Source organism: Candidatus Nanosynbacter sp. HMT-352 (assembly GCF_022819385.1).
Taxonomy (GTDB): domain Bacteria; phylum Patescibacteriota; class Saccharimonadia; order Saccharimonadales; family Saccharimonadaceae; genus Nanosynbacter.
The window spans coordinates 424,223-441,978 of record NZ_CP089290.1 but is presented as its reverse complement, the minus strand read 5'-3'; the positions used below and the strand labels follow the sequence as shown (position 1 = coordinate 441,978).

The 17,756-nt window shown below is 43.5% G+C and carries 15 protein-coding genes and 2 tRNA genes; 12 read left to right on the top strand and 5 right to left on the bottom strand.

Annotated elements, in window-relative coordinates:
• Nucleotides 1-3 precede the first annotated feature (3 nt).
• From LRM44_RS02280 to LRM44_RS02260, 5 genes are all read left to right on the top strand, one after another.
• Nucleotides 4-672 (top strand): response regulator transcription factor, encoded by a 669-nt coding sequence (locus LRM44_RS02280; protein WP_243803608.1) that lies wholly within the window; start codon nt 4-6, stop codon nt 670-672.
• Nucleotides 669-1,619, top strand: a complete 951-nt coding sequence (locus tag LRM44_RS02275; protein WP_243803607.1) for a sensor histidine kinase — start codon at nt 669-671, stop codon at nt 1,617-1,619. The genes LRM44_RS02280 and LRM44_RS02275 overlap by 4 nt, the downstream gene beginning before the upstream one ends.
• 77 nt (nt 1,620-1,696) lie before the next feature.
• Nucleotides 1,697-2,155 carry a GreA/GreB family elongation factor gene (locus LRM44_RS02270; RefSeq protein ID WP_243803606.1) on the top strand — a complete coding sequence of 153 codons (459 nt, stop codon included), beginning with the start codon at nt 1,697-1,699 and terminating at the stop codon, nt 2,153-2,155.
• 271 nt (nt 2,156-2,426) lie between these two features.
• The gene (locus LRM44_RS02265; protein WP_243803605.1) at nt 2,427-3,092 is read left to right on the top strand and encodes a DUF2268 domain-containing putative Zn-dependent protease; all 666 of its coding nucleotides are present in this window, start codon (nt 2,427-2,429) and stop codon (nt 3,090-3,092) included.
• Between the two features lie 22 nt (nt 3,093-3,114).
• The gene (locus tag LRM44_RS02260) at nt 3,115-3,420 is read left to right on the top strand and encodes a GmrSD restriction endonuclease domain-containing protein (protein WP_243803604.1); all 306 of its coding nucleotides are present in this window, start codon (nt 3,115-3,117) and stop codon (nt 3,418-3,420) included.
• A gap of 45 nt (nt 3,421-3,465) precedes the next feature.
• Here LRM44_RS02260 and LRM44_RS02255 read toward each other — a convergent pair.
• A tRNA-Gln gene (locus LRM44_RS02255) sits at nt 3,466-3,540 on the bottom strand.
• Between the two features lie 73 nt (nt 3,541-3,613).
• On the opposite strand from LRM44_RS02255, the gene LRM44_RS02250 reads away from it, so the two are divergent.
• The 3 genes from LRM44_RS02250 (at nt 3,614) to LRM44_RS02240 (ending at nt 8,119) form a co-directional block, all read left to right on the top strand.
• A complete protein-coding gene (locus tag LRM44_RS02250; RefSeq protein ID WP_243803603.1) occupies nt 3,614-4,957 on the top strand; it encodes a class I SAM-dependent RNA methyltransferase in 1,344 nt (447 codons plus the stop codon).
• A complete protein-coding gene (locus LRM44_RS02245) occupies nt 4,950-6,989 on the top strand; it encodes an HsdM family class I SAM-dependent methyltransferase (protein ID WP_243803602.1) in 2,040 nt (679 codons plus the stop codon). Before LRM44_RS02250 ends, LRM44_RS02245 begins: the two co-directional genes overlap by 8 nt.
• Before the next feature lie 92 nt (nt 6,990-7,081).
• On the top strand, nt 7,082-8,119 hold the full coding sequence (locus LRM44_RS02240) for a restriction endonuclease subunit S (RefSeq protein ID WP_243803601.1): 1,038 nt from the start codon (nt 7,082-7,084) through the stop codon (nt 8,117-8,119).
• 6 nt (nt 8,120-8,125) lie between these two features.
• Here the strand turns inward: LRM44_RS02240 and LRM44_RS02235 are convergent, their stop codons facing one another.
• Genes LRM44_RS02235 through LRM44_RS02225 form a run of 3 tightly spaced genes read right to left on the bottom strand, consistent with a single transcriptional unit; the run spans nt 8,126 to nt 11,299 of the window.
• Nucleotides 8,126-10,438, bottom strand: a complete 2,313-nt coding sequence (locus tag LRM44_RS02235) for an HAD-IC family P-type ATPase (protein WP_243803600.1) — start codon at nt 10,436-10,438, stop codon at nt 8,126-8,128.
• Nucleotides 10,438-10,926, bottom strand: a complete 489-nt coding sequence (locus LRM44_RS02230) for a hypothetical protein (protein WP_146554979.1) — start codon at nt 10,924-10,926, stop codon at nt 10,438-10,440. The genes LRM44_RS02235 and LRM44_RS02230 overlap by 1 nt, the downstream gene beginning before the upstream one ends.
• 55 nt (nt 10,927-10,981) lie before the next feature.
• Nucleotides 10,982-11,299, bottom strand: a complete 318-nt coding sequence (locus LRM44_RS02225; RefSeq protein WP_243803599.1) for a hypothetical protein — start codon at nt 11,297-11,299, stop codon at nt 10,982-10,984.
• Nucleotides 11,300-11,847: 548 nt separating this feature from the next.
• Here LRM44_RS02225 and LRM44_RS02220 point away from each other — a divergent pair.
• On the top strand, nt 11,848-15,144 hold the full coding sequence (locus tag LRM44_RS02220; protein WP_243803598.1) for an ATP-dependent helicase: 3,297 nt from the start codon (nt 11,848-11,850) through the stop codon (nt 15,142-15,144).
• A gap of 255 nt (nt 15,145-15,399) precedes the next feature.
• Here the strand turns inward: LRM44_RS02220 and LRM44_RS02215 are convergent, their stop codons facing one another.
• Complete coding sequence (locus LRM44_RS02215; protein WP_243777617.1) at nt 15,400-15,642, bottom strand: hypothetical protein; 243 nt, start codon at nt 15,640-15,642, stop codon at nt 15,400-15,402.
• On the opposite strand from LRM44_RS02215, the gene LRM44_RS02210 reads away from it, so the two are divergent.
• From LRM44_RS02210 to LRM44_RS02200, 3 genes are all read left to right on the top strand, one after another.
• Nucleotides 15,637-15,723 (top strand) — tRNA-OTHER (locus tag LRM44_RS02210). The two genes, LRM44_RS02215 and LRM44_RS02210, sit on opposite strands and share 6 nt — an antisense overlap.
• Nucleotides 15,724-15,990: 267 nt before the next feature.
• On the top strand, nt 15,991-16,941 hold the full coding sequence (locus LRM44_RS02205; protein ID WP_243803597.1) for a tRNA dihydrouridine synthase: 951 nt from the start codon (nt 15,991-15,993) through the stop codon (nt 16,939-16,941).
• Nucleotides 16,942-16,965: 24 nt separating this feature from the next.
• Entirely contained in the window at nt 16,966-17,739 is a 774-nt protein-coding gene (locus LRM44_RS02200; protein ID WP_243803596.1) for a hypothetical protein, read from the top strand.
• Nucleotides 17,740-17,756 lie beyond the last annotated feature (17 nt).

Genomic DNA, 17,756 nt, shown 5'->3' with positions numbered 1-17,756 from the left:
AATATGCGACTACTAGTCATTGAGGACGAACGAAAAATTGCGAGGGTCATAACCGAATCTTTGAAACGCGAAAAATACGCGGTTGATGCGGCGTACGACGGAGAAGAGGGCTTTAATTTGGCGGATAGTCAGCCGTATGATTTGTTGATTGTTGATCGAATGTTGCCGGGATTAGAAGGCACGGAGATTGTTAAAAAATTGCGCGAGAACGGGAAAAATATGCCAATTCTGTTTCTGACGGCACTGAGTACGACCGAAGATAAAACGCTCGGACTGGACGTGGGAGCCGATGATTATTTGACTAAGCCTTTTGCAATTGATGAGCTGTTGGCGCGAGTGCGAGCCTTGCTTCGTCGTCCACCAATTCAGCAACCAGACATCTTGAAAATTGACGATTTGAGAATTGACAAGCAGCAACATACAGTAACTCGCGCAGGAAAAATTATCGACCTCACGAGCAAAGAATATGCGCTGCTGGAATATTTGATGCAGCATCCGAATCAGATTCTCAGTAAAGAAACGCTGATTGATCACGTTTGGGATTTTGACGCTGATATTTTACCGAATAATGTCGAGGCATACATAAAAAATCTGCGCCAAAAAATCGACAAACCGTTCAAAAAGCAATTGATAAAAACCGTGCGCGGCTTCGGTTATAGGATTGAATCATGAAAATTTTTACTTCAGCAACAATTAAGTTGGCGGGCTGGTATTTGATGATTTTGATGATCGTCAGTTTGCTGTTTAGTAGCATTATTTTTCAGGTGGCGCGCTCGGAAGTTGATGCGCAAATTCATAAAATTATCGTTCAAAGGAAGGGCGATTTTCCTGCAATCAATTTGTCGGAAAGAATAGATAATTCAACTCGAAATCTTTTGATTAGTCTGGGCTATATAAATCTTATCGTTCTGCTCGCTGGCGGTTGGTGTTCATATTTATTGGCGAAAATCACTTTGCGGCCGATAGAAACTGCCCACAAAGCTCAATCGCGATTTGTTGCTAATGCCAGCCATCAGCTCCGAACGCCTCTGGCAATTATGAAAGCAGAAACTGAATTCGCGCTAAAAAATCAGAAGGCGAATAAGGCGGAACTTACAGAAACTCTGGAAAGCAATTTGGAGGAAATAAATAAGTTGACTGAGCTTACAGCAATGCTCCTGGAGTTATCGCGAACAGAAAATAAGTTGGCGCTGGAAGATAAAAGCTTTAACTTGACGGAATTGATATCCGAACTCGTTCGCGAACGAAAAGCCGAAGCGCGAGTTAAAATGAATTGCCCAGAACACATAAATATTCCGCTTCATCACACCGCCACGCGAGAATTGTGCGCGATTTTACTCGACAATTCATTGAAACATAGCCCGAAAAATTCTGTGGTAAAAATTTGCATCATTCCATCGAAACAAAACATCACCGTCAATTTCATCAACGACGGCACAATTTCACAACAAACTCTGCCGCACGTCTTTGAGCGATTTTTCCGCGGCAATCAAAGCACAAAAGGCTATGGATTAGGACTGCCATTAGCGGAACAATTGACAAAAGCGCTAGGCGGACAAATCTCTGTTAGCACTTCGAAAAACTCAACCATTTTCACAATTTCCTTGCCGATTCTGTAAATTTTCAGCTATTTTTCAGAATTAGATGTTGTAATAGGATTGTCGATTGGCAAAATTGCCGATCCGAAAGGGGAAGTATGAGTACAACATTTTTAAGCAAAAAAGGATTTAAGGAGCTTCAGAAAGAAATTTCTGGGCTAGAGATTTCAGAGAAAGCGCTCACGTTGGAATTGAAGGAAATTGGGCGCGCCAAATCGCGTGATGACAAATTGCACCGAGGTGATGTAATTACGCAGCTGGAAAATATCCAATCAAAAATCTTTATGAAGAAGGATATTTTGCGTCACGCTAAGCCGCTGCCAAGGAAACGCGATCGATTGAAAATTGCTATTGGCTCAGTCGTGGACTTGGTGGATCAACAAGGAAAAATCTTCCGCTACACGCTGGTTCATAGCCTGGAAGCGAACCCTCTGGACGGGCGAATTTCCGTGGATAGCCCGCTGGGGAAAAGCCTGTTAAATCACAAGAAGTCCGAAACTGTCTCCTGGAAAAATGGCTTGATGACCAGACAGCTACAAGTCGTTAAAATTAGCTAATCTCAATTGTCCACCACAACAGTTTAGCTCTCACTGGCAAGTGGGAGCTTTTTTATATTTTTAATAGTATCTTATTCCGTTTCTGAAATTTAATATAAAAACAAAAATGACCCAAAAGAGCGATGATTTATGCCTGTTCAAATTTGGCTGGGACGCTAGCAACCCACCTAAGGTCGCTGCTGAGATTTTAGTGATTTCCATTTAAATATTGCACTTAATAAATAGCGTTGCCTCTATAGTAATACTTATGTTATTGCAATATAATAAGATCATGAGCAAGCTCCACCTACACATCGCTAACGCCAGCCAAACTTTCACCGATGCCGAAATTGCCATATTCAAAAATACAGCACAACAAGCCGAGACTTTTGTTTCGAGCGAGTTCGCGCAGTTTGATTACGAAGTTGATGTAATTATCACTACACCTTCGTTTACGCTGCCAACTATCGCCGAGGACGGAATCGCTGGCAAAACGCTTCATTCGCGCTTGATTATGATTTCTGTTGATAAAAGCCAGCACGGGGTTAACGAGGATTTTATTTTCGAAACAATTTGCCACGAAATGTCGCACTCGCTGCGTTGGGAAAAACTGCCCGAATATGCCGAAACTATGTTTGATGGGGTGATTTTGGAGGGCTTGGCGGTCGCGCTAGAAGAGGAAGCGATGAATAAACTCGGACGGCGAAACCAACAATTTTTCTTGAGAGAAATGCAGAAAACTTCTCAAGCTGAAATTGATAAGATAATTGCTGCACTACAAGGCAATTTTGAAGACAAGGTTTACGATTATACCAAAATATTTTTCACCGGCGATGGTGTTTTACCGCGCTGGGCGGGATATAAACTTGGGTATTACTTTGTGAAGCAACACCTACATCAAACTAGTCAGACTATCTCACAGGCGACTTTGGCAAGTTACAAGGATTTTATCCTATAAATTGAAGAGGCCCCGTCGCGATATGAAGCGACAGGAAAATGAGAAAGGGTTATCTAATAATCGACAAATCGACCTCCTTGGCAATAAATCTCTTTTAGAAAAACGGATCAATATTCGCGCATCCGACTATAAATTCGAAGATAAAATTAAATACTACCAGGGTTTTGACAACAGTAGAGGACAGCGCATAGGCGGAACAGAAAATCTTGAGCTCAAGAATATAAGCAATGTTTATAAAAAATTCGGAGAAAAAGAAATTGTCGAGAGGACTGATTTGTTTATTGACGATTTTATGAATTTACTAGATAAAAACGGCTTGATTGCTTAAAAACAAAAATCGCCCAAAAGAGCGATAATTTATGCCTGTCAAATTTGGCTGGGACGGCAGGATTCGAACCTGCGAATGCTGGGACCAAAACCCAGTGCCTTACCACTTGGCGACGTCCCACTATTGCCAGGACAATGACGATTATAGCACGCCAGCCAGAAAAAATCCACACATCCTGATATAATATAACCTAATGAGAAAACAAATTTTTGAGACTTTAAGATTGGAAAAAATCGTTGGCGGCGGGCAAGCCATCGGGACACTTGACGACGGCCGCAAAGCGTTCGTCTGGAGAGGGCTGCCAAAAGAACTTGTAACGATTCGCCTGACAAAGAAAAAATCGCACTTCGTCGAAGGAATAGTGACGGAAATTATCGAGGAAAGTCCAGAGCGAATTACGCCGAAGGATGAAAATAGCTATTTAAGCACCAGTCCTTGGCAAATAATGCCGATGTCCAGCGAGCAATCGTACAAAGCGTCGCTAATCGAAGAGGCTTTTTTACTTCACGATATCACATTGCCTGAAAAAATCAAGGTATTTTCTGACGTCGTAGAATTTAATTATCGCAATAAAGTCGAGTTCAGTTGGTTCGGCGACAAAACGAACGACGACGAAAAAGAAACTCTGGACTTGGCGTTTTTCAAGCGTGGCGGTAAGGGGAAAGTCATCGTCGACGGAACCAGCTTGGCACACCCGAGCATAAATAAATTGGCAATTGAAATCCGCGACCTATTACGAGAAAAACCGATTGTCGCGCGCCAATTAAAAACACTATTGATTCGCTCAGACCAACAGGGAAACGCCGTCTGGCAATTGTACGTAAAAGATAAGATAGAAAACCTGATTTCCGACGATGAAGCCAAATTGCTATCAGCTGCGGGCGGCGAAATAATTTATTCCGACCCCAAAAGCCCAGCCAGCCGAATCACCGAGCGCTTAAACAAATTCAGCGACACGACACTGAGCGACACGATTTTAGGCGTCGCCTTCAACTACGCTTGCGAAGGATTTTTCCAAGTCAACATTCCCGTTTACGAAAAAGCCCTGAGTGATATGAAAGCGTGGATCGATTGCAATGAAAAATTGCCGACGCTCGACCTTTATTCTGGAGTTGGGACAATCGGTTTGACAATTGGAGGCGACGACGTGACGCTCGTGGAGATTAACGAGCATGCCGTCGCGGAAATGCAGAGGAATATTGCCAAGCTGAATCGACCGAATGCCAAGGCGATTTTGGCACCGAGCGAAAAATCTCTGGAATATATAACGGACGAGCAAATTGTCATCGTTGATCCGCCGCGCGCTGGACTTCACGCGGATGTCACCAACAGACTACTGGAAACAGAGCCGCCTCGAATTATTTATCTGAGTTGTAATCCCGTCACGCAAGCGCGAGACGTCAGCCTACTTCAGGAAAAATACGAAATCGTGCATCATCAAGGCTACAATTTCTTCCCGAGGACGCCGCACATTGAGCACCTTGTGGTTTTGGACAAGAAGCTAGAGAATATTGAAAAGGAGAGTAAAAATGATTAAGCAACAATCGATAGAACCAAAAATTGCCGACCTCGTGAACGGCTGGCTTAAAGATTACAAATTAGACTACAAGCTAGAGCAAGAAAGCCTCAATGAAGAAATAGACAAAGCCTTAGACGAATATAAGTCAAAGAGTGGTGGCGCAGGCGGCAACAGACCAGACGCTAAACTTTTAATACAAGATGAGGCTTTGAATCACTACCCAATACTTATAGAGTACAAAGGTTATAAAGATAAACTGATTAGACTTGACGAAGATGGCAGAGTAGACAACAGAACAAGCAAAAATGAGCCCAACTACAAAAATATCAATAGTTATGCCGTAAATGGCGCAGTGCACTACGCAAATGCCGTACTTCACTATACAAGCTACACTGACGTAATCGCTATTGGTGTTACGGGATATAAAAAAGCCGACGGCGAAATAGAACATTCCATAGGCGTTTATTATGTATCCAAAGATAACTTGGGTATTGGACAAGAAGTAGGGAAATATAGCGACCTTTCGTTTTTGAGAAAAGAAAATTTTAATGATTTTATTAAGAAAGTAAACGAACTCTCTTTATCAAGTGAAGAATTGGAAGCACTCAAAGACAAAAGAGAGAAAGAAATAAATGCAAGCCTCGTAAAGCTTAACAATGACATCTATGCAAACGAAAAAGGGCTTAGTGAAAATGACAGAGTATATCTTGTTTCAGCTTCAATTATGGCAACACTCGGAATACCAGATAAAGTAAGACCTCTTGAAAAATCCGAATTAAAATCATCTACAGAAGAGGGAAATACGGACGGGGATATCATTGTTAGAAAGATAGAGGCGTTCTTAAAACAGAAAAACTTACCTAAGACAAAACAAGACCTTATCGTAAGAACTCTAAAAAACACATTATTATCTGAAAATATTAATAAGCCGATAAACGGAGAAAGTCAGCTTAAGAGAATATTTTCAAAGATAGTTGATGATTTGGGTATTTACTATAAGATAGGACTGACCACAGACTTTACAGGTAAGCTATTTAACGAAATGTACTCGTGGCTCGGCTTTACGCAAGATAAGCTAAATGACGTAGTGTTAACGCCGTCTTATGTCGCTAATCTTTTAGTAAAACTAGCAAGGGTAGATAAAGACAGCTATGTTTGGGACTTTGCGACAGGAAGTGCAGGACTACTTGTTGCCGCAATGAACGAGATGATTATAGACGCAAAAGCAAAAATAACATCTCCATTAGAGTTAGAACAAAAACAACTCAAAATAAAAGCAGAGCAGCTTTTGGGACTAGAGGTATTGTCAAATATCTATATGCTTGCAATCTTAAACATGATACTCATGGGAGATGGAAGTTCAAACATCTTAAATAAAGATTCACTTCTTGATTTTGATGGTAAATACGGTTTCGGCAAAACGGATGAAAAATTCCCAGCAACCGCCTTTGTGCTTAATCCACCTTATTCAGCAGAGGGCAATGGAATGATTTTCGTAGAAAAAGCGCTTTCCATGATGAACAGAGGATACGCAGCCATTATCATTCAAAATTCAGCAGGTAGTGGAAAAGCAAAGGAACTCAATAAGAAGATTCTTACGAAGAATACACTACTTGCAAGTATTAAAATGCCTATAGATTTATTCGTTGGGAAATCAAGCGTACAGACAAATATATACGTGTTTAGGGCGGGAGAAGCGCACCAAAGAGACGAAGTTGTTAAATTCATAGACTTTTCAAACGACGGCTACACAAGGACCAACAGGAAAAAGGCTAGTGTAAATCTAAGAGATACCGACAGGGCAAAAGAAAGATACCAGGAAGTAGTAGACCTTGTGCGATTCGGAAAGAGTAAGCTAAATATCTTTACGGAAAAAGAATATTACGAAGGACACATTGACCCAGAAAACGGCTCAGACTGGAATCAGACGGCGCCAATAGACACAAGACCGACGCTAGAGGACTTTAAAAAGACCGTGGCTGACTATCTGGCGTGGGAAGTGTCAAGCTTGATTAAAAATGAGAGCGAGGACAATCGCCTGGGAAAATAGATTCCTCACTGAACAAAAAGCTTAAAGACGTTCAGTGGGGCGAGTATAGAATCGGGGATTTGTTTGAGAAATTAAAAACGAACAATTTAAAGATGAAGGTAGGCGATTTATCGCCAAAAAAAATAGCAGAGTTTACTCTTCCTGTTTTGACTGCGGGTATTGAAAACCAAGGTCTTAACAATTATGCTCCTAGAGATAATGCCACTATATTAAAGAATGTAATCTCTATTTCTGCAAATGGAGCAAATACGGGAGCGACTTTTTACCAGAATAAAGAATTTACAGTGTTGCAAGATGCATACGCTATATCGTTTAAAGAGGAATACATACCTAATGATAATCAATATTTATTTTTAACAGGCGCAATCGCGAAGTCTATATATGGCAACTTTGCGTGGACTGATAAGGCGGGTTGGGAAAAGGTAAAAAAAGAATTCATCCAACTTCCAACAAAAGATGGAAAAATAGATTTTGAATTTATGGACGATTGTATACGCGAACTCGAAGAGGAGCGTATACGCGAACTTTCCGCTTACCTGACGGTAAGCGGACTAGACAATTACGAATTGTCTAGTGAAGAGAAAGAATCATTAGACGCTTATGGCAGCATAATGTTTGGTGAATGCAAATTCAAGGACATTTTCGATAAAATCAAGCAAGGTAGGCGACTGAAAAAGGACGATCAAATTGCTGGCAATATACCTTTCGTTATGTCGGGTAGAACCAATACGGGAGTTGTTGGGTACATTTCAAATCCTATAGCCTTATTCCCTAAAAATTCTATCACCATAGATATTTTTGGTAATAGCTTTTATAGAAGTTACGATTTTGGCGCTGGAGATGACACTGGCGTATACTGGAACGACAAAACTCAATATTCTAAAGAAGCGATGTTATATCTTACAACTGCCATGGAAAAAACATTACTTGGAAAATATTCATACGGCAAAAAACTTAGAAGCTCCCAGAGTTTTAATTTCAAAATGCAACTTCCAACAAAAGACGGAAAAATAGATTTTTCTTATATGGAACTCCTTATTTCTGCCGTACAAAAACTAGTTATAAAAGACGTGGTTCTTTATGCGGACGAGAAAATACAGTCCACAAAGAAGATAGTCAAAGAAAATTAAAAATATTTACTGAACAATTCGTCGACCAGCCCAGCGAGCAATGAATAGCTGGGCTAACATCGCTACGACAATTGCGCCAGCAGCTGGCCACATTATGAACAAATTCGGCACGGTAAAGTCGAAGAAATCGCGCAGGAAACCAAAGCCAAAGCTTCCAGCTGCCACGATAATCACCGACAGAAGATAAAGCAGACGAGCGCGCTTGGCGGATTTATCGATAGCTACGTCCAGCATAATTCCCACCAAGAACACCAAATATACGCCAAACAAAGTCGCGGTAAGTACGGTCATCGTTGCGACTTCAGCGGCGTGACCAGGGAACATAACAGAGGTAATCCAATAGGTGAACGCGACAGTCGCGCCAGTAATTAAAGCAATCGGTGTAACAGCCAGCAAAGTATCGTGCCAAAATCGCTTTGGATTTATTCGATGCTTCGGCACTGGCGGAAACAGCGTCCACATAAGGGTCGGCATCGTCACCAGAAAAATATTCATAAATGTAATGTGGCGCGGCGAATACGGATAATTCATATTGATGAGAATCGTCGCAAGGAGAAGCGTCACGCCGTAAATAATTTTATGGAAAAACAGAACAGCGATGACTTCGATTGCTTGCATGATTTGATTGCCCAATTTCATTCCCATCGGCAGAGAAGTGAACGAATTATTGAGCAATATAATGTCAGAAACTCGACGGGAAGCCGGCGCACCAGCGTACATCGCCACACCGAGGTCAGCCTTTTTCAGCGCCAAAGCGTCGTTTACGCCGTCGCCGACCATGCCAGTGAATTTTCCGGATTGTTGGAATCTGTTTATTAAACGCTCTTTTTGGTCTGGCAAGACTCTGGCAAAAATCGTGTAAGTGTCAGCCGCTTTATTAAATTCATCTTCGCTAAGCGCCGCCAAATCCTCGCCTAAAATCGCCTTTTCTGGATGTTTAATTCCAGCCTCCTTAGCGATGTATTGAACTGTGCGCGGATTATCACCAGAGATTACGCGAATAGTTACACCTTGGCGCTGCAAAAAATCCACCGTTTCAACAACACCATGGCGCAGAGAATTGCGCAGAATAACCGCGCCAATTGCCGTTCCAGAGCCATTTTTCAAGTCCTTCAATTTGGTTTTATCGTCCGAAAATTCAGCCAACATCAACACGCGCAAACCATTGTCAGCCCAATCGTTCAGCTTCTTCTGAGTCTCCTCATCTACCGGCGCCAACTTCGACACAAACTCTGGCGCGCCCATCATCAAAGTCCGAATTTCGCCGTCAATATTCGCTCTCACGCCAGCCATTTTACGCGCCGACGAAAACGCCATCACCTCCAAAACTTTCGTATTTTTTGGCGACGTAGCTTCCGCCAAAATTGCACGGCCAGTGATATTTCCGCCGCTGGTTTCATGAGCAATTAACGCCGCAAAACTGGCGATGTCAGTTTCCGAATAGCCAATCTTATCACCGAAAGCCACGACTTTTTCAAGCGTAACTTCATCACTAGTCAAGGTGCCTGTTTTATCTACGGCCAGCAAATTCAAAAGTGCCATGGCTTCAATTGCTGACAATTTCTGCGGCAAGACTTTCGCCTGGGCTAGTCTCAGTGAACCGAACGCCAAAAGCAGAGAGCTTGCCAACAATAAACCTTCCGGCACGACCGTAACCGCCGCCGAAGTGATGGTTTTTAAGATAACGACGACATTATCGCCAGAGAAATAATAGACAATAGCAATAAGTAGCGACAGGACAATTGCGCCGTAAGTCAAGAAGTAAATTGCGCGCCAAATCGCTAATTGAAGAGGCGTGAGTTCTGGTTTGTAACGCTTCAGGACTTGGCTAATCGCGCCAGCTTTCGTGTCGTCGCCAATCGCAATTACTCGCGCTGTACCTTCGCCAGCCAGAACCGTCGTCGCCGCCAGCACAACATCGCCATCCTTTTTCTCAATCGACGCAGACTCGCCAGTCAACATACTTTCATTCAGCTCCAATCCTTTTGACTCAATAACTTTCGCGTCCGCCGGCAATTCATCGCCAGCCTGAATAAGAATTTCATCGCCAATTTTAAGCTCATCATAACCGACCTCGGCAACATTTCCATCTTTTAACAATCGAGCTTTCGGCGCGCTCATCAGTTCCAATTGACGTAAAACTCGCTTAGCCCTTAACTCCTGAATAATGCCAATCGTCGAGTTCACGACAATCACCACCGAGATAAACCATGCGTCACGATATTCTCGAACGTAAACCAGCGCACCAGCCAGCAGAAAAATCACCACAACAATAGGTGAAAGCAAATTTCGCTTAATAATATCCAAATAGTCGCGCATTAACTTGTACGAATCCTTCTATAACTAAACCTCGCGCCGACTCGCCAATTTCCGTACGCGTCAGAATCGAATTGATATATCTCGCCATTTTTCACTTCAGAAATCAAAACCAAGGCAGGATTATACGGCGCCAAAGTTTTATAAAAATGCAAATCTTCATCCGTAACGTGCTTTCTTCCAGGAAAAACTTCACGGAATTTGCGCTTGCCGATGTCTTCAAAATATCGCGGCTGACCTTTTGGCGGAAGAAATAATTCCGCACGCATACCCATTCGTGAAATTATCTTTTTAACGTCAGATAAAATCAACGGCGAAGTCGCTTCCAAATACATCATCAACTGCTTTTTATTCGTCAAAAACACCGACGCCTTAGCCGTGCGACTAACATCGGCGTGCCACAAAATTATCGATTGAACATCAATTGGAAAACCAAATTTTTCCTTAGCAATTCGCTCCAGCGCCAGCTCGTCGTACGTCGCCTTATTCATAGATAATATTTTACCATTTTTTTATGAGGTGTGCGAGATGGCAAAGATGTGAAATCTAATAACCAGACTGCCTGGTCGATTCAACTGCTTGACGGGAAATATCCAAGTGGCTTTTACCCTTAAACGCGTCTTCTGGATGTTTTTCATTCCAAGCGTCGACATTTTCTTCAGTACAATCTTTAATGGCATGATTAACACAAAACTCAAGTCGCTTAATGCTTTGGGCGTTTTCAAGATAATCGATAGAGGACTGGACTGATCTTCGATATTCTTTTTCATTCAGCCAGTAGACTTGATAACTCAGAAAAATCAACGCAATTGTCAGCACAAACATATATATATGACTAAATCTTATCTTTTTTAAGTTTTTCATTTACGCCCTCCTTAAAAAATATTATAAATCTTAGCCTCAGAGTCGCTCCAAAGAGCGACTCTGAGGCTCATCTCAGGGATTTCTCCTCTCGAGGAACGCGTAATAGCGAGCCTGTCCAGCAGGCTTCCACAGCCACGCTCCAGGAGGACACGACGCCCAGGCTTCGTCATTCCTGGACCCTACGGCAACCCAGGGGCTATACACCCCAAAGGCATATCCAAACGTCCAGACTGCTGCGCAACTGACACTAACACGGTAATACCCCGTGCCGGAATGACAGCTAGCGTGCCCTCTGAGGTCAGGCGTCACTTCCGCATAGCAGTTGCCAGGATATGCCTTGGCGCTACTCTGAGTCACGAATAGCGACCCAGCGGCGAGCATGACGATGGCAAGTACGGAAATAATCCTCTTGCTCATGATTCTCCTTCCAGGATAGAAATCGCTAAGGTACTGTGCGTCCCTTAGCTAACTGAAACGCGCAAGGAACTAGCACGATACCCTAATATTACACGCTCTATTAAAACTAGTCAACATGGTAAAATAAAACTATGGATTTCAATACTCGTTACGCTAAATTAAACGATAATCAACGACAAGCAGTCGACTACATTCACGGATCGCTTTTGGTAATTGCTGGGCCAGGAACGGGGAAAACCGAGCTTCTAAGTATGCGCACCGCCCAAATCCTGAAACAGACCGACACTTTACCGAACAGTATTTTATGTCTAACGTTTACCGAAAGTGGCGCCACAAATATGCGCCAACGACTTCGCCAGATTATCGGTGAGGACGCGTATAAAATTGCGATTCACACGTTCCACAGCTTCGGCACAGAAATCATCAATCAACATCGCGAGTATTTTTTCCGTGGCGCCGACGCTCAGCCGGTTGACGAATTGACGCAATATCAAATTATCTCTGGAATACTCGAAGGACTTGATTGGCGAAATCCATTAAGCGCGAAAAATAACGGGGAATTTGTCTATATCAAGGAACTCATCCGCATCATTTCCGAGTTCAAGCAAAGCGGCTTAACGCCGTCAGAATTACGGGCAATTATTGAGGACAATCAAAGCACAATCGCCGAAATTGCACCAGACATTCAGCAAGTATTTTCCACCAAAATATCGAAAAAGACGATCGAAATGTTTGCGCCGATAGCTGAGAAAATTGCCAATTTAGCCGCCAAAAACCCTGACGAGAAAAACTCAAAATTGCCGGCCTCAATCACGCCATACGCCAACGTTTTGGCGCTGAGCATCGTGCATGCCACTCAAGAAGCAATTGACGAAAACTCAACCAAGCCGCTGACTGCTTGGAAAAATAAATGGTGCGAAAAAAATGCCAATGGCGAATTTGTCCTGAAAGATTTTACCGCCGCAGAAAAATTATCTGCCGCAATTGACGTTTACGAAAAGTACGTAAATATTCTGTCCGAGCGCTCGTTATTTGATTACGACGATATGATTTTATCTGTTATTCAAGCCTGCGAATCTCACCCAGAACTGCGTGCAAATCTCCAAGAACAATTCCAATTCATCATGGTCGACGAGTTCCAGGACACGAACTTGGCGCAATTACGATTATTGTTCAATTTGACCAGCGAGAACGACGATAATCCAAATATCATGGCGGTCGGCGATGACGACCAAGCAATCTTCAGCTTCCAAGGCGCAGACGTGGGCAACATCCAGCGTTTCCGCCAGCATTATCACGACCCAAAAATTATCGTTTTGACCGACAATTATCGTTCCGCCGAAAACATTTTATCATCGGCGCGGGACGTTATCACCCAAGGCGCGGATCGATTGGAAAACACAATTGACGGGCTATCAAAACAATTGACCGCACACGCAAATAGCGAAGGCTCAAAAGTCGAAATCCAAGAATTCTCATCTGTTAGCGAAGAGCGAGCGGGAATTGCCAAACAAATTGCCGAGCTGATAAAAAATGGCGAGAAACCAGAAAACATCACGATTATTGCGCGCCACCATAAAGAACTCATTGAAATTCTTCCGCATCTTTATAAAGAAAATCTTTTTGTCAATTACGAGCGTCACGACGATATTTTGGAGCAAGATATAATTCAGATTCTGGACAAATTAGCGCGAACTATCGTGGCGATTAGCCAGAATAATTTGGACGTTGCCAATAGTCTACTACCGGAAATTACGGCTCATCCAGCGTTTGGATTTTCTGCGCTGGACATCTGGAAATTGAGCCTTCAAGCTTACAAAAATCGGCAATTATGGCTGGAAAGTATGCTGGCGAATAGCGTATTTAAGGGATTTGCGGAGTGGCTTTTGGAGCGCGCTAAGGACGTGCCGAATCTGCCGTTGGAAGAGCAATTAGACAATTTATTAGGCTTAACTAATGACGAAAGCGGCGACCTCCAGGTCAATTCTCTCGCCAATTTCTATTTCTCGCCAGAAAAGCTAGATAAAAACCCAGAAGCATATCTGACAATTCTGGAAAGTTTGCGCACTTTGCGTCAAAAACTTCGCGATCGAATCACCGATAAAAATCCAACACTGGAAGACTTTTTGGAGTTTATTGACCTGCACATTTCGACAAAAACTCGCTTAACGCAAATTCGCACGCACGCAAGTTCACTCAGCGGCGCTATAAATTTGATGACCGCTCATAAATCCAAAGGCCTGGAATTTCCGCACGTTTTCGTGATCGGGGCAATTGACAGCGCTTGGGGCGAGAAGGTTCGTTCACGCAGCCGAGCTATCCGATATCCCGCAAATCTCCAACTTCAGCCAGCGGGCGCCACTTACGACGAGCGACTTCGGCTGTTTTTCGTGGCGATGACTCGCGCCAAAACCACATTGACCATGACTTATTCCCAAACCAACGATTCTGGTAGCGACACGATAATCGCCAGTTTCTTGACGAATTGCACACCAACCATCATTCCAACCAGCGATGATCCAGCTGAACAAATTGAACTCGCTGAAACCGACTGGACGACGCGACTAACTTCGCCGATTATTCCGGAATTAAAGGATTTATTGGCGCCAGCACTAGAAACATACAAGCTTTCCGCGACGCATTTGAATAATTTCCTCGACGTTTCACGTGGCGGACCGCAGAATTTCTTATTGAACAATTTACTTCATTTTCCATCCGCCAAAAATTCCGCCGCAGCTTACGGAACCGCGATTCACAGCAGCCTTCAGCAAGCACATTGCTTATTCAGTGCCGATCATCAATTGCCAAGCACCGAACAAATCCTCCAATTCTTCCAAAAATCCCTCGAGAGCCAACATTTGCCAGCGGACGATTTTCAGTTGTATTTGGATAAAGGGAAGTCAGCTTTGACCGCGTTCTTAAACGCCAAATCTTCGGATTTTCACGACACGGACTTGGCGGAATTGGACTTTTCAAACCAAGGCGTAATTATAGATAACGTCAGATTGACCGGTAAACTTGACGTTGTCGACATCGATAAGCAAAACAAAACCATCTTCGTAACGGATTATAAAACTGGCAAGCCAGCGCATTCCTGGAAAGGCTCGGCTGATTACGAAAAAATCAAACTTCATAAATATCGTCAGCAATTGATGTTCTATCAGCTACTGGTCGAGCATTCACGAGATTATAGCAATTTCACGTTTACTGGCGGGCGACTGCAATTTGTCGAGCCAGACATGAAGACTGGCGATATTCTTAGCTTGGAAGATACATTCTCCAGAGAAGAGCTGACTGAATTTACGCAACTGATTGAGATTATTTGGCGAAAAATTACCACGTTAGATCTGCCGGATATTTCTGACTATTCGGCGGATTATAAGGGAATGTTGCAATTCGAAAAAGACCTGCTGGCGGGCGAAATATAAAAATATTCTGGTATATTGTTGCATTTTTTTATAATTAGTGTTATTATAATAAACGCTTTTGTTCACGGAGCTAACTCTCGACAAGATGCCGCAAATGGCGTCAAGTCCTGACCATGCTTCGCACAAAAGCATGGGCTGAAAGGGTAAGTTAGCTCTTTTCTATCGCCGCAACCGCGGCGGAGAGGGGGTGAAAACCCTTGGCTGGAAACCAAACTGACGCACGCCGCCGCGCGCAGCAGGACTACGAGTCCGCTGTCAGAAACGGCGCCGAAAAGTCCACTCTGGACCGTCTGTACGCGACGGTTCTGGACAAGCAGGCCGCGGAAAACGCAGCCACCGGTCAGAGCGACCGTCCCAGGAAGCTCCACTGGTAGTCTTTTTCTTTGGCAGTCGGGGCTTGTGCGACCCCGAAACCGCTGACTCCGCGTCAGCAGAGGGCGTCTGTCCGCCCTCGGCTTGATTCGCCGACCGGTAATCCGGAAAAGAATCAAAGGACATGATTCTGGAAAAATCCCGCCGCTTTGTTGTGAAAATGGAGTAGCGGTTGATAAGTGGGTTCGACTCCCTCCATGTCCGCCATCCGGCAATCGAAAAACCTGAGACACAACGCCGCAAGCGCCTAGCGGCGTTCAGGTTCATCAATACTCCCCGCTAGACAATGACGTCTAGCAACGTGAGCCGGCACGTGGAAGTATTGATGTTTCCCAATCTTACGGGTTCGCGAGATTCACTCGTGGCAGTTTTTCTCGACGTTGAGAATTACTCCGAGCAGAACCGCTTGAGCCCGCCATCCCCTATCTCAATGGTGAGATAGGGTTTTTCCTTTTTTGTGATAAAATAACAGAGATGACATCATTTTGGAATAATTTACCGCAGCCATTTTTCATCTTGGCACCAATGGAAGCCGTCACCGACGTCGTGTTTCGCCATGTCGTGAAACAGGCTGGCGCGCCAGATATATTTTTCACCGAGTTCGCAAATGCTACCGGCTGGGTGCATGCTGGCGATAAGGCCATAGCTGGGCGACTAGTTAAAACCGACGATGAGCAGCCACTGATTGCGCAAATTTGGGGTGGCGAGCCAGGGGATATGGAAGCTTTCGCGAAGCACTGCGCGGAACTTGGTTTTAACGGAATTGATATCAATATGGGTTGTCCCGCCAAGTCTGCGATTAAAAGCGGCGGTGCGGCTCTGATCCGCCAACCTGACATAGCGATAGCTGCAATTGACGCCGCCAAAAAATCTGGATTGCCTGTTAGCGTAAAAACTCGGCTGGGATATACTTACGTCGATGAATGGCGAGAGTGGCTGACGACAATTCTCAAACAAGACATCGTGAACTTGACGATTCATCTGCGTACAAAAAAAGAGATGAGCAAAGTTGCGGCGCATTATGAATTGATTGACGAGATTGTTAAGTTGCGCGATGAAATTGCCCCGCAAACGCTCCTGACTATCAACGGCGACATTCGCGACCGAGAACATGGGCTGGAAATTGCCAGAAAACATCCTGGCGTGAATGGAATTATGATCGGGCGAGGTGTTTTCAGTGATCCGTTCTGCTTCCGCGAATCGAAAACTGACGCAGATAATCACAAGGAAGAACTGTTAGCGCTCCTTAATTATCACTTGGATTTGTTTGATTCTTATCAGCCGACTTTAGGGCGACCTTTTGAAACTCTAAAACGTTTTTTCAAGATTTATATTCGCGATTTTGACGGCGCAAAGGAACTTCGGGAGAAATTGATGCACACCACGACGACTGATGAAGTCCGCCAACTGCTTGAAAAAGTATAGTTATTATGGTATAAAAAATAATAAATGTTAGATTTACCTACTGAAGCGATATATCTGCCAGAGAACAATGGCTACGAAGACACTCCTACAGGCAATACTATAGCTTTGTTTCATAAAACACCTGAAGAATTAACTCCAGAATCAAGAATAGTAATCCGGAATGACACACAAACGATAAAAGACGATGAGTCAAAAACACCTGGAATCCTAATATTGCCAAACAATGGTGACCAGTTAGAGGTCGATTTCTCTTCCGATCCTTACTTTGATCCTTATGGGCTAGATAAGATAAGAAAGAGATCACAAGAGGTAACAAAACTTAATTCAGAGCAATCTCGAGTGCGCGTCATTAAAGCACTAGGAGTGTTGGGTTCTAGCATCGTTGTTTGGAGTTCCGCACCTGACACTGCAAGTTATTATGATAAATTTGGTATCACAAGTGACAGAAAAGCAGAAGACGAAAAAGCAGAAGAATATCTCAGCGGACTGGTAGAAATAACCGAAATTTTGGGCGCTTACGGATTAATATGTGCAACATTTGATACTAAACATATACGTAGCCACAAGGGCGCACTATTAATAGATGACCAAAGATCGGTTCGAAGTCTGGATGAAGGTGACGTGGTCTACAGAACTATGGAGACTTATTACGAAGATCTCGCAAAACAAGGGATTACGGGCCGCCAATTTAGAAAATTATTCATACAGCCTCTTTATAAAATTGTCTCAGAACAAGAAGAATCCTTGCTACATAGGAAAGGAATAGGTTCTATAAAATCATTCCTCTCCGACTACTAGATCGTAGCCACCATATC